Annotated in this window: 10 protein-coding genes and 1 pseudogene; 10 read left to right on the top strand and 1 reads right to left on the bottom strand. The window is 37.7% G+C overall.

The window, feature by feature from the left end; genetic code table 11:
* Positions 1-46 precede the first annotated feature (46 nt).
* The 8 genes from CD112_RS12015 (at position 47) to CD112_RS11980 (ending at position 9,381) form a co-directional block, all read left to right on the top strand.
* Positions 47-835: a putative hydro-lyase gene (locus tag CD112_RS12015; RefSeq protein ID WP_070684389.1), complete on the top strand. Its 789-nt coding sequence runs from the start codon at positions 47-49 to the stop codon at positions 833-835.
* Between the two features lie 134 nt (positions 836-969).
* The gene (locus CD112_RS12010; RefSeq protein ID WP_103364389.1) at positions 970-1,221 is read left to right on the top strand and encodes a hypothetical protein; all 252 of its coding nucleotides are present in this window, start codon (positions 970-972) and stop codon (positions 1,219-1,221) included.
* Positions 1,218-1,727, top strand: a complete 510-nt coding sequence (locus CD112_RS12005) for a DUF4411 family protein (protein WP_103364388.1) — start codon at positions 1,218-1,220, stop codon at positions 1,725-1,727. The genes CD112_RS12010 and CD112_RS12005 overlap by 4 nt, the downstream gene beginning before the upstream one ends.
* 321 nt (positions 1,728-2,048) lie before the next feature.
* Positions 2,049-3,167, top strand: coding sequence for an alanine dehydrogenase (gene ald / locus CD112_RS12000; protein WP_103364387.1), 1,119 nt, complete (start codon positions 2,049-2,051; stop codon positions 3,165-3,167).
* Between the two features lie 42 nt (positions 3,168-3,209).
* The gene (tdcB, locus tag CD112_RS11995) at positions 3,210-4,250 is read left to right on the top strand and encodes a bifunctional threonine ammonia-lyase/L-serine ammonia-lyase TdcB (protein WP_002480046.1); all 1,041 of its coding nucleotides are present in this window, start codon (positions 3,210-3,212) and stop codon (positions 4,248-4,250) included.
* Positions 4,251-4,280: 30 nt separating this feature from the next.
* Positions 4,281-5,603 (top strand): APC family permease, encoded by a 1,323-nt coding sequence (locus tag CD112_RS11990; RefSeq protein ID WP_002480045.1) that lies wholly within the window; start codon positions 4,281-4,283, stop codon positions 5,601-5,603.
* A gap of 340 nt (positions 5,604-5,943) precedes the next feature.
* Positions 5,944-7,878, top strand: coding sequence for a catalase (locus CD112_RS11985; protein ID WP_070462596.1), 1,935 nt, complete (start codon positions 5,944-5,946; stop codon positions 7,876-7,878).
* 195 nt (positions 7,879-8,073) lie between these two features.
* Positions 8,074-9,381 carry an anaerobic C4-dicarboxylate transporter family protein gene (locus tag CD112_RS11980; protein ID WP_002480042.1) on the top strand — a complete coding sequence of 436 codons (1,308 nt, stop codon included), beginning with the start codon at positions 8,074-8,076 and terminating at the stop codon, positions 9,379-9,381.
* A 62-nt stretch (positions 9,382-9,443) separates the two neighbouring features.
* On the opposite strand, the gene CD112_RS11975 is transcribed toward CD112_RS11980, so the two are convergent.
* A complete protein-coding gene (locus tag CD112_RS11975) occupies positions 9,444-10,472 on the bottom strand; it encodes a DNA-3-methyladenine glycosylase family protein (RefSeq protein ID WP_159081719.1) in 1,029 nt (342 codons plus the stop codon).
* A 237-nt stretch (positions 10,473-10,709) separates the two neighbouring features.
* Here CD112_RS11975 and CD112_RS11970 point away from each other — a divergent pair, with 237 nt between their 5' ends.
* Both CD112_RS11970 and CD112_RS14000 read left to right on the top strand, forming a co-directional pair.
* A complete protein-coding gene (locus CD112_RS11970) occupies positions 10,710-11,969 on the top strand; it encodes a putative glycoside hydrolase (RefSeq protein ID WP_373364862.1) in 1,260 nt (419 codons plus the stop codon).
* A 398-nt stretch (positions 11,970-12,367) separates the two neighbouring features.
* Positions 12,368-12,502 (top strand): annotated as a pseudogene (locus tag CD112_RS14000) (YSIRK-type signal peptide-containing protein); the annotation flags it as partial.
* Between the last annotated feature and the right edge of the window lie 339 nt (positions 12,503-12,841).

The raw sequence follows: 12,841 nt of genomic DNA, 5'->3' as shown, positions 1-12,841 counted from the left end.
TAAACTAGTAGAAATACCATTTTTTAAACAAAGGGGATGTTTATACATGGCAAATTTACAAAATGTGGAACCAGAAGCATTAAGACAAATGATACGTAATAAAGAAGTAACGGGACATACAAGTGGAATGGCTAAGGGGTACATTCAAGCGAATGTGGTTATTCTACCTTCAAAATATGCTTATGATTTCTTGAAATTCTGTTTTAAAAATCCAAAAACGTGTCCGCTATTAGATGTATCTGAAGTAGGGGAAGTTAACTTTTCAAAGTATGGTAAAAATGCGGATATTACGACAGAAGTAGGGGCTTATCGTGTATATGAAAATGGTGAATTAATAGAGACACCGTCTGATATCAAGCATCGATTTAATGACGATATGGTCAGCTTTTTAATTGGATGTAGTTTTACGTTTGAACATGCGTTGTTAGAAGCGGGTATTCCATTACGTCATCTAGAAGAAGGACATAACGTACCGATGTATATTACAAATATACCTGCTGAACCTGCTGGTCGTTTTGACGGAAATATTACTGTAAGTATGCGTCCGATGACTATGAAAGATGCGATTCGTGCGACTGAGATTACGACACACTTTAAAAATGTTCACGGCACGCCTATCCATATCGGAGATCCTTCAGCGATCGGTATCAAAGATTTAAATCAAACAGACTTTGGGGAGCCGGTACACATAAAAGAAAATGAAGTCCCGGTCTTTTGGGGATGTGGTGTGACACCGCAATCTGTAGCTTTAGACGCTAAGCCTGAATTGATCATCACACATGCGCCTGGACATATGTTTATTACAGATGTTAAGGATAGTGAACTAAGTGATTGAGGTGTGATTTTTGCACACTAAACGTTAACTTCATTTAAAAAAGACGTGATATAAATAATTAAATCTAATAGAGGAGGCAACGCTGATGGTTAAACGTGTTTCAATAAATACAAAAGTTTTGAACGCCTATATCAATGAATCTAGCGTCCCTCTCTGCAATTCAAAAGAAAGTTGAAAAGATAGAAAACATCATGCGCGGAGAGGTACAACCAACTTTTAACCAACTCGTTACAATTGCAAAAACAATTCACGTTCCAGCAGGTTTATTAGTGCTAAATGAAAAAATAAACTTTCCAAAAGAGAAGTTAGAATTTCGGGTAATCAGCTCTAATGATATAGGGGCTAAAAGTGAAGAACTTAAAGCAACCATTCAAGAGATAAAATGAAAAAATATATTCTTGACTCCAATATTTATATTAACTTTTATGACCGCTATTATAAGTATGATTATTTTCCAAGCTTTTGGAAAAATTTACCTTCAATCCTAAATAAACAAGTGATTATTCCTAATATTGTTTTAAAAGAAAACTATCAAGATCCTTGGTTTAAAAAGTGGCTAACTAACAATTATAGTTGTGAAACTTTAAATCATAGTGATTACTTTGACGAGTGGCAATTCATTTTAACGCATATACAAGAGAGTGACTTTTATAAAAATGATGCAATTTCTGGAATGGGAAAAGGATGGGGAGATGTAAGTATTGCCGACCCTTGGTTAATCGCAATCGCTAAAAGAGAAGGCTATACTATAGTGACTAACGAAAATAGAAGTGTTAACTTATCCACTTCTCAACCTAGTAAAGCATCAAAAATTCCAGATATATGTGATGACTTGAATATTGAATGTATCGATATGAATCAATGTTTTAAAGAAATTAGTTTGAGTATATAAATTACCTTGGCGAAAGCCAGGGTTTTTTTATGCCTCCATTAACACTCACTTCATGCTTCCCTCATAGTAAATTTTAAAATAATAGAATTATTTTACGATATAAAAGTGATTATACAAATTGTGACATTTTAGGTTTAACATTATAGATTATGTTTGTCACAAATGATATGTAAGCGTTTACTATAAAAGGATGACAAATTACTAAAATATTCTGATTATGTTTAAAAATAGAATTATTTATAAAACGTCTAATAATTAGTTTGCCTTTATTGTATATAAGTGTTAAATTAAATGTGAAAATATTCACAAGGAGAGATGAACATGGAAATCGGTATCATTAAAGAACTTAAACCAGGTGAAGGACGTGTGGCTTGCACCCCAGAAAATGTGAAGAAACTTGTATTAGATGGACACCGTGTCCTTGTTGAACATAATGCAGGTGCAGGCTCTGGATTTGATGACGCACAATATGAGAAAGCAGGCGGCTTTATTGTGAATCATGAAGAAGCATGGCAAGCGAATTTGATTGTCAAAGTAAAAGAACCGGATGCGAAAGAATTCCATTTTTTCAAACCAGGACAAGTCATTTGGGGCTTCCAACATTTAGCATCATCTAAAGAAACCGTAGAGGCAATGCAAGAAGCGGGTGTTACCGCAATCGGCGGCGAAACGATTGTGAAAGATGGACAAGCACCTTTACTTGCGCCGATGAGTGCCATTGCTGGACGACGTTCTATGTTGATGGGCGCATATTATTTAGAAAAGCAACATCAAGGTGAAGGTATATTGATTTCAGGTATTGATGCGATTGACGGTATTCCTTCTGGTAAAGTCGTTATCTTCGGCGGCGGATCAGCTGCGGTCAATGCGGCTACAATTGGCCTAGGCTTACAAGCATCAGTTTCAATTATCGAATTAAATGATGACCGTATCTCATGGCTTAAAGATCACTTCAAAGGTCAAGACGTTACAGTTATTAAATCTAATGAAGAAAACCTCGCAAAAGAAATTAAGACAGCGGATGTCTTTATTTCAACAATTCTTATCCCCGGTTCTAAACCACCAAAACTCGTTACACGTGACATGATTCAATCTATGAAAGAAGGTTCAGTCGTTGTAGATATTGCGATTGACCAAGGCGGTACAGTTGAAGGTATCCGTCCAACTACGATTGACAATCCAGTTTATGTTGAAGACGGTGTTGTCTTCTACGCAGTACCAAACCAACCCGGTGCTGTACCACGTACTTCTACTATGGCACTTGCTTTAGGCAATATCGAATACTTACAAGAAATCAGCAATAAAGGCATCGAACAAGCGATTAAAGATAATCCTGTACTTGCGACAGGTGTCAATATTTATAAAGGTCATGTGACGAATGAAGGACTTGCACAATCTCATGACTTATCCTACGAGGAGTTAAACAAATTAATGAATTAAGCGAAATAATTACCCTATATAAAGAGAAATGGAGAGAGCGAAATGACAGTAAACAGTACAGTAATGCAAACGGAGAAATATTGTAATATTCAAGACATTAAAGAAGCGAAAATGATGATTCGTGATTACGTGCGTAAAACACCGCTAATCCAATCCATGTTCTTAAGTAATGATATCACTGGCGGAGATGTTTATTTGAAATTAGAAAACATGCAGTTCACGGGTTCATTCAAATATCGCGGTGCCTTGAATAAAATTTTACATCTGACAGAAGAACAAAAAGAAAAAGGTATCATTACCGCGTCAGCTGGGAACCATGCACAAGGACTTGCGCTGACCGGTAAGTTATTAGGTATTAAAGCGACTGTGATTATGCCAGAAGAAGCACCTATCGCTAAACAAGAAGCTACCAGAGGTTATGGTGCAGAAGTCATATTGAAAGGAGAGACATTCAATGATTCTCGCCTCTATATGGAACAGCTTGCGAAAGAAACGGGCAAAACGATTGTTCATCCTTACGATGACAATGAAGTAATGGCTGGACAAGGCACAATCGGACTTGAAATTTTAGACAGTATTTGGAACGTCAACACGGTGATTGTACCTGTTGGTGGTGGCGGTTTGATTTCAGGTGTTGCGACCGCATTAAAATCATTCAACCCGTCTATCCATGTCATTGGCGTACAAGCAGAGAATGTGCATGGTATGGCAGAATCTGTGAAACAAGGTAAGATTACGTCACAATTTACTGCACATACCATTGCGGACGGTACAGAAGTCGCAATTCCAGGTGAAAAAACATATGAAGTCGCAGATAAATTAGTTGATGAATTTATCTTAGTGACTGAAGATGAGATTTCTAATGCGATGCGTCACTTAATGCAACGCGCAAAAATTATCACAGAAGGAGCCGGTGCGTTACCGACAGCAGCAATTCTAAGCGGTAAAATTGATCCGAAATGGTTGAAAAACAAAACAACAGTCGCACTCGTGTCTGGTGGAAACGTCGATTTAACACGCGTGTCACATATTATTGATACATTACTCGAACCTGCCGATACTAGTGAAGGTGTAGTAGGTTAACCGAAATAAGACAGAACGGAGGTAAACCTGATGAGTAGTGATAAAGCCTTAAAGAAAAATATAGGTTTCTTTGCTGCACTTTCTCTCGTTATGGGTTCGGTAATCGGTGCTGGCGTCTTCTTCAAAGTTTCCAGTGTCACTGAAGTGACCGGCTCAACGAGTATGGCAATGTTAGTTTGGTTCCTTGGAGGACTGATTACCATTTGTGCAGGTTTGACAGGTGCTGAGTTAGCAGCTGCCATTCCTGAAACAGGTGGTCTGACAAAATATATCGAATATACGTATGGCAACTTCTGGGGATTCTTATCTGGATGGGCACAAGGGTTCATCTATTTTCCCGCAAACGTAGCCGCACTGGCGATTATATTCGGTACGCAAATTATCAACTTGTTTCATCTTAACATTATTTATTTAGTGCCTATCGCTGTTATGAGTGCGTTAACATTGTTGTTAATCAACTTATTAGGATCAAAGGCAGGCGGATTACTCCAATCTATTACGTTGGTAATTAAATTAATCCCAATTGCGATGATTGTATTATTCGGCTTCTTCCAAAGCAGCGAAGTATCATTCTCTTTATTCCCAGTGGTGAATGGTACAAGTTCTGGTTGGTTTGAAGCGATTGGAAGCGGCTTGCTTGCGACAATGTTCGCATACGACGGATGGATTCATGTCGGTAATATTGCCGGGGAAATGAAGAATCCTAAGAAAGATTTACCTGGCGCGATTGCTTTAGGTATTGGCTTAATTATGGTTGTGTATTTATTAATCAACGCAACGTTCTTAATGACCTTGCCGATTGAACATATCGTAGGTAACTTAAATGCCGCAAGTGATGCTTCATCTATTCTATTCGGCGCAAGCGGCGGCAAGATTATCACTATCGGTATTTTGATTTCTGTGTACGGTACCATGAACGGTTATACGATGACAGGCATGAGGATTCCTTATGCGATGGCACAAATCGATCAATTACCATTTAAACGCGCATTCTTAAGCTTAACGCCATCAGATACACCTTGGTTAGGCGGTGTCATTCAATTGGTTATCGCTACAATAATGATGTTGTTAGGTGCGTTTGATACGATTACGAACATGTTGATTTTCGTTATTTGGACATTCTATTGTATGGCTTTCCTAGCGGTCATACTTTTACGCAAACGAGAACCTGAATTACAACGACCTTACCGTGTGCCGTTGTACCCAGTGATTCCAATCATTGCCTTAGCGGCAGGTATATTCGTATTAATTAACACATTAATTACACAACCTGTACTGGCAATCATCGGGATTGTCGTGACCTTAGCAGGAATTCCAATTTATTATTATAAGAAAGCACAAGTAAAGTCATAAGCTAGTATTCTAAAATTCATTCACCCTCTATATTTATACCTTTCAAATTAAAGAAGGAAGTCTTTCATGGTCAGCGTCATGAAGTGACTTCCTTTTTGTTTCTATCACTAAAAAAGGATTTTGAACTAATAGTAAAACATACCGTGTTAAACATGTGAATACGATTGTAAATTTTTATAAATTTTGTATTAAAATTATCTCCAAAAACAAAAAGTGTTTTGTTTAAAATGAAACGGGAAACTCATAATTAGGACTTAATATATAGGAGGTTATTTGTGTGGCTAAAAACAAAAAGCAAGAACAATTAGACCAATTCAGAAAAAGTCATGAAGGCGAGCCGATGACGACGAATAATGGAACAAAAGTCAGTGAAGATGAATTAACACTCACAGCAGGTGAAAGAGGACCGAGTCTATTAGAAGATTTCCATTTCCGTGAGAAAATTATGCATTTTGACCATGAACGAATTCCTGAACGTGTCGTTCACGCACGTGGTTTTGGTGCACATGGTGAATTCCAAGTTTATGAAGATTTATCTGAGTATACTTCAGCAGACTTCCTCACAAACCCTGACAAAGTGACACCTGTCTTTGTACGTATTTCAACGGTACAAGGTTCAAAAGGTTCACCAGATACAGTCAGAGACGTACGTGGCTTTGCGACGAAATTCTATACAGATGAAGGTATCTTTGACTTAGTCGGTAACGATATTCCTGTATTCTTTATTCAAGACGCAATCAAATTCCCGGATTTAATTCATGCAGTTAAACCTGAACCCGATACAGAAACACCACAAGGTGGTACAGCACACGATACATTCTGGGACTTCTTCGCAGAAAATCCAGAAACTTCACATACTGCAGTATGGGCAATGAGTGACCGTGGTATTCCTAAGAATATTAGACAAATCGAAGGCTTCGGTGTACATACGTACCGTTTAGTCAATGCACAAGGCGAAGCATTCTTCGTGAAATTCCATTGGAGACCAGTTCACGGATTAGAATCTCTTGTATGGGATGAAGCGCAAATCTTACAAGGTAAAGATATCGATTTCCACCGTAAAGATTTACATGAATCAATTGAAAAAGGTGACTATCCAGCTTGGGAACTTGGTTTGCAAATCTTAAGAGAAGACCAAGAATTCGACTTTGATTTCGACTTATTAGATCCGACAAAAATTTGGCCAGAAGATGAAGTGCCAGTTAAAGTCGTTGGTAAAATGACATTGAACCGAAACGTAGATAATGTCTTTGATGAAATCGAACAAGTCGCATTCCACCCAGGTCATGTCGTACCAGGTATCGACTTCTCAAATGACCCATTACTACAAGGACGTCTATTCTCTTACACAGATACACAAATCTCACGTTTAGGCGGACCAAACTTCAACCAAATTCCAATCAACCGTCCTGTGAATAAAGTACGTAACAACCAACGTGATGCGATGCATCAAATGAACATTCATGAAGGTCAAACGTCTTATCATAAGAATGCTTTAGAAGGCAACTGCCCATTCACAAGTTCAAAAGCAGAAGGCGGTTATGTACACTATCCTGAAAAAGTAGAAGGACACAAAATCCGTAAACGCAGTGACAGTTTCAAAGATTACTATTCACAAGCGAAACTATATCTGAACAGTTTAACAAAACCTGAATTTGACCATACAGTGGATGGCTTCTCATTTGAAATCGGTAAATGTAAAAGCATGGATGTGCGTCAACGTGCAGTGAATCAATTAAATAAAATTGATCGTGAATTAGCTGAACGTGTCGCAGACAATGTGGGTGTACAAGTGCCAGAAGAAAATGAAGAAGTAAAATCAGATAAGAAAGACAGTCAATTGACTATGGAAAAATATGACCGTCCATTACCAGGTCATTCAGTGGCAGTATTAGTGAACGGTGATATTGACGCAGAAACATTGAAAAATTATGCGAAAACATTCGCAGAGCATGGTTTAAACTATGCGTTTGTCGGCAAGCAACAAAAAGACTTGTCTGATGAGATCTCAATCAATGAAACGTATGATACAGCGCATGCGACATTATTCGACAGCTTAGTCATCTTGTCAGATGGCAATGGTTTAATTCCAGATGCTGAAGAGTTTGCGGCGTTATCTTATAAGCATAAGAAACCAATTATCTTTAATGAAGCGGCTTCTAAAGACTTACAAGATGGTAAAGTGAAATTAGATGCGCCGGGTATCTTTGTATCAGATGATCCACAAACAATTGTGAAAGCATTTGATCAAGTACGTTATTGGGATAGAGCATAGTATTCAATATTTAAAGCCTTGGCTACGTGCCAGGGCTTTTTTTCATACATATTTATAAGTTGTTATTTTAGAAAATTGTATTCACTAAACTTTCATATTTTAGTAATTTTGACTTACCAAATTGTGACGCAATCGTGATAAACTGGACTATGTTATCTTTTTCACAATATAGAGATACTAAAGTGAGGAGTTAAAATGTTTCTATTTATCACAGAAATTATTATCATGATTCTGGCCATACTGATGGGGTTACGGCTGGCAGGTGCACTGGGTTGCGGTATCTTCGCAATTGTGGCACAGCTGATCATGATTTTTATCTTTGGTCTGCCGCCAGGTTCAGCACCTGTTACAGCGGTATTGATTATTTTATCCATTGGGATTGCGGGTGGAACCTTACAAGCTACAGGTGGTATTGATTACTTAGTTTACCTTGCTTCTAAAGTGATTGAGCGCTATCCGAAATCTATCATCTTTATCGCACCCATGATTGTCTTTATTTTTGTCTTCGGTATCGGGACAACAAATATTGCTTTATCACTAGAACCGATTATCGCTAAAACTGCGACACGTGCAGGGATTCAACCGAAACGTCCATTAACAGCATCGGTGTTAACGGCTAACTTAGCATTATTATGTAGTCCAGCAGCTTCTGCGACGGCTTATATTATTGCGACATTGGCAGTGACAGGTGTTACGATGGGCAAATACCTATCTATCGTTATGCCGACAGCGATTATTAGTATGTTAGCACTGAGTGTTTATTGTACAGTAGTCGGTAGACGTCGTAAGATGAATCCTAGCCAATTTGCGACAGATATTATGGAAGATATTGAAGCACAACCCCTACAAACGAAATTTTCACCTCGTGTGAAATTAGGTGTTTTGGTCTTTTTATTAGGGGTCGGGTTAATTTTAATGTTTGGTATTTTCTCAGATTTAGTACCGACATTTAAAGTCAATGGAGAAACAGTTAAACTTGAAACGACTGAAATTGTGCAGCTCTTTATGTATATGAGTGCCGCAATCAACTTAGTCTTAGTTAAATTAAATACGAGAGATATTTTGGATAGTCATATTACACAATCTGCGATTGGGGCATTATTCGCAGTACTTGGACCTGGTTGGCTTGGTGCGACGATTTTCACAGCCCCAGGCAATAAAAAAATTATGACAGAACAAATCGGCGGTGTGATTCAACAAGTGCCTTGGCTTGTGATTATATTAGTCTCACTCGTTACGATTGTGGTGATTTCACAATCAGCGACAGCATCTATTATGTTGCCGATTCTGATGAGTATGGGTGTGCCGCCGATGTACTTTATTGCGATGGCGCAAACTTTAAATGTTAACTTCGTCATTCCAGCACAACCAACGTTATTATTTGCGGTAGATTTAGATGAAACGAAACAAACAAAACCAACCAGCTTTATATTACCTGGCTTCTTTGCGATTACAGTTTCTGTGATTGTCGGATTTAGTATTAAAGCATTGCTTGGTTATTAATTCATAAAAGAAACGTCCTCCAATTTGAGTATTTTTCAAAGTGGAGGACGTTTTTGTATCATTTATTTCCATAAATTCATAACCACATAACTGCGCATTGGACGCCAAGCTTCAGCGAGAGCTAACCGGCCTTTTGAAGTTTCGGCTTCTTCTGACTCAGGATATAAAGCTTTCAAAGCTTTGATGACACCAATGTCAGATTCTAAGAAGGCATCGGGATATCCTAAAGCACGCATACCGATCGCATGTGCAGTCCAAGGGCCGATCCCTTTGATAGCTAATAAACGTTTCATTTCAACTTCAATTTGAGTCATGATTTCTGTATCTATCTGTTTATCTTTCCATATTGGGTAAGGTTTGAGCTGAATTTCTCCATTAACTAATGCACGAGCAATGGCTTCAATGGTTGAAGCACGTCTACCTGTAATACCAAGTGGTCCTAAAACATCGCTGATACCTTTGCCGCCTTCTAGACTATTAGCTTTACCTGCCGCAATGAGTGTCTCTGCAGGTGGGAAGAAAGCAGATAAACCAGGTAAATCTAAGACAAAAGGAGTTCCTAAGGCATGAACTAAACGACCGGCTAGCGTCGTCGCAGCTTGTACCGTAATTTGTTGTCCTAATACTGTACGTACACTGACCTCAAAACCATCAAAGCCACCTGGCATTCTGGTACTTGAATCCATCCATGAAGCCTTCAATACTTCTCTTGATGCTTGTGGAGGATAATCTAAATCGAAGAGGTGACGTATGCGTGTAATGATTTGAGATAACACAGGATAGAGGCTCGCACTGAATGTGAGTGCTAAAGCATTTTGTTCATCATCTTGTGTAACCGCAATCCAACCTTTAAATATATGTGATGCAGATCGAAGTAGTGCTGTACGGTAATACGTATCATCACATACAGACTCCACACCTGGAATTGCCCGTCGATCTAAGAATTGAAGTAGTGTTTCAAATGAATAGGGTGGCTGGTAATAAAGGTGAAAGTGTAAGGTTTGACGATACCAACTGTCATCGACTTCTGTCAGATTATATTCTGGTAATTGATAATAGAAATGTGTGAGTGTAGTCAATTTTAGTCGCATTCTCATTCTCCTAAATAACGTCTTATTCTTCTATACCCATATACACAAGTGAATTAAAGGTGTTTTGTTTCATCAATAAATGCGTGATGAAATCAATTTTCGCTAGATTTTAAATAGAAACAGGAATTTCATTGCCAACTATCAACGATTTCGTTAAGCTAGAATAGTGATGATAGTTTATTATTTTTGTTCATGAAATGTATAAAATAATTATAACTGTTGATTTATGATGAAGGGATGACGATAAAATTGATGAAACGCGTGCTGACTATAGCTGCAGCGAGTACTTTGATCCTTACAGCATGCGGTAATAATGATTCAACTTCAAAGAATGACAACAAGTCCGCAGAACATCAACAATCAGAGAAGCATAACGATAATAAAAATAAAATTAAATACCCTAAAGAAGGGGTTAAAGGAATTTATGTGACACCTGGGACCCTTCAAGGTGAACGCTTTGATGAATTAATCAAAATGATTAACGATACAGATTTGAACGCTATGGTGATTGATGTTAAAGACGATACAGGTAATATTACCATGGACTTGAATTCAGATAATAAACTGATTCAAAAGAATACAACGGAAATGGTCAATCTTAAAAAGTTGATGAAGACGTTAAAGAAGAACAATGTCTATCCGATTGCCAGAGTTGTAACGTTTAAAGATGCACGTGCAGCGGAAGCCCACCCAGATTGGTCATTTAAAGAGAAGAATGGCGAAGTTTGGGAAAGTGATGGCGGTGATAAATTCTTAAATCCATTCAAAAAAGAAGTCAGAGATTATAATATTGATGTCGCAAAAGCAGCAGCAAAGGCTGGATTTAGAGAAGTACAATTCGACTATGTACGCTTCCCAGAAGGCTTTGAAAATATGGACAAAGATTTAGTATATTCTAATGGTAAATATAAAGGCGATGATATGGATAATACACAACAACGTGTTGATAGTATTACGCAGTTCCTAAAATCAGCACGTAAAGAAATTCATCCTTTAGATGCGCAAATTTCTGCAGACGTCTTTGGTTACTCTGCGACAGTAGAAGAAGCACCGGGTATTGGTCAAAGTTTCCCTAAAATTGCGGAGAATGTAGATGTGATTTCTTCTATGATATATCCATCACATTGGAGCCCTGGTGACTTTGGGATTGAGCATCCTGACTTAGAACCTTATAAAACAGTAGACAAGTACTTAGAGAAAGAATCAGATGTATTGAAGAAAGCAGACCATAAACCGAAAACACGTCCTTGGCTGCAAGATTTCACTGCAAGTTATTTAGGTGCAGGGAATTATAAGAGTTATGATGCAGAAGCGGTGTCTGATCAAATTCAAGCGTTACGTGATCACGGTATCAATGAATTCTTACTTTGGGATGCTTCAAATGAATATACGCAAGGTGTGAACTATTCACCGGAAAAGAGTGAAAAAGCTAAAGAAAAAGAAAATGAAGATAAGCAAGAGAAAGAAGATAATCAAGACAAAAAAGATCATCAATAAAATTAAAGAACTGGACTTTCTTTTAATGGAAGGTTCAGTTCTTTTTATGCTAATTTAAGAAACTGATGATGAATATTTCTTATACATAAAATTAATAACTATGAGATGTGCGTAGAAAAGTCATATAGATTATTTCGAGATAGTATACACGAATTAAAGAGAAATTTTAAGAACATATTAATTTGTGATACAAAATATTGTCAAAAATTGAGGCTGAAAATGGATTGATTAGAAATTTGAGTGAAATTAGATGTGCAAACACGAACAAATTCACTAAAAATTAAGTTTTGCTATACTAAATGGTACAAAACTTTGCTATAATGAGTCGAATGTGAGAGAAAAACAAACATTTTGAAACATTATTATTTTATGTACAAAAGTACTAAACGGAGGACATCATGAAAAAATCAGGCAACAAGCGTTTAGACTTCTTACCGAATATTCATAATAAATATTCAATTCGTAAGTTTACAGTCGGTACAGCTTCTATTTTACTTGGAACTACTTTATTGTTCGGCGCAAGCCGTGACGCAGAAGCAGCAGAAACTGATGCACAACAAGCAGAGGAACCTGCCGAACACGGAGCAGATCAAGCAGCTCCAGCTGAGGCACCTGTTGTAAACCAAGAAACTCAAACGCAACAAACAACACCAGAAGTTTCAACAGCACAGCCAGCAAACGAATCAAATCAAGCAGCTGCAACATCAGAAGCAAAACCTTCAGATAATACAGCACAAGTAGCACCTACAAATAAAGAAAGTGTTCAAGTAGAAAAAGCAGAAAAAGCAGAGGCAACTTCACAAACTGAATCGACGCCTAAAGCTGACACAACGACAAAAGAAACAGCACCATCTAATGAAGTAAAAACTACA

The organism is Staphylococcus simulans (assembly GCF_002902285.1).
Lineage (GTDB): Bacteria > Bacillota > Bacilli > Staphylococcales > Staphylococcaceae > Staphylococcus > Staphylococcus simulans.
The sequence above is the reverse complement of the archived record's forward strand: the minus strand, read 5'-3'. Positions and strand labels throughout refer to the sequence as shown.

Bases quoted from the DNA above. Each gene is read 5' to 3' on its own strand.
- CD112_RS12015 (WP_070684389.1), top strand. From the start codon at position 47: ATGGCAAATTTACAAAATGTGGAACCAGAAGCATTAAGACAAATGATA.
- CD112_RS12010 (WP_103364389.1), top strand. From the start codon at position 970: ATGAATCTAGCGTCCCTCTCTGCAATTCAAAAGAAAGTTGAAAAGATA.
- CD112_RS12005 (WP_103364388.1), top strand. From the start codon at position 1,218: ATGAAAAAATATATTCTTGACTCCAATATTTATATTAACTTTTATGAC.
- ald (WP_103364387.1), top strand. From the start codon at position 2,049: ATGGAAATCGGTATCATTAAAGAACTTAAACCAGGTGAAGGACGTGTG.
- tdcB (WP_002480046.1), top strand. From the start codon at position 3,210: ATGACAGTAAACAGTACAGTAATGCAAACGGAGAAATATTGTAATATT.
- CD112_RS11990 (WP_002480045.1), top strand. From the start codon at position 4,281: ATGAGTAGTGATAAAGCCTTAAAGAAAAATATAGGTTTCTTTGCTGCA.
- CD112_RS11985 (WP_070462596.1), top strand. From the start codon at position 5,944: ATGACGACGAATAATGGAACAAAAGTCAGTGAAGATGAATTAACACTC.
- CD112_RS11980 (WP_002480042.1), top strand. From the start codon at position 8,074: ATGTTTCTATTTATCACAGAAATTATTATCATGATTCTGGCCATACTG.
- CD112_RS11975 (WP_159081719.1), bottom strand. From the start codon at position 10,472: ATGCGACTAAAATTGACTACACTCACACATTTCTATTATCAATTACCA.
- CD112_RS11970 (WP_373364862.1), top strand. From the start codon at position 10,710: ATGACGATAAAATTGATGAAACGCGTGCTGACTATAGCTGCAGCGAGT.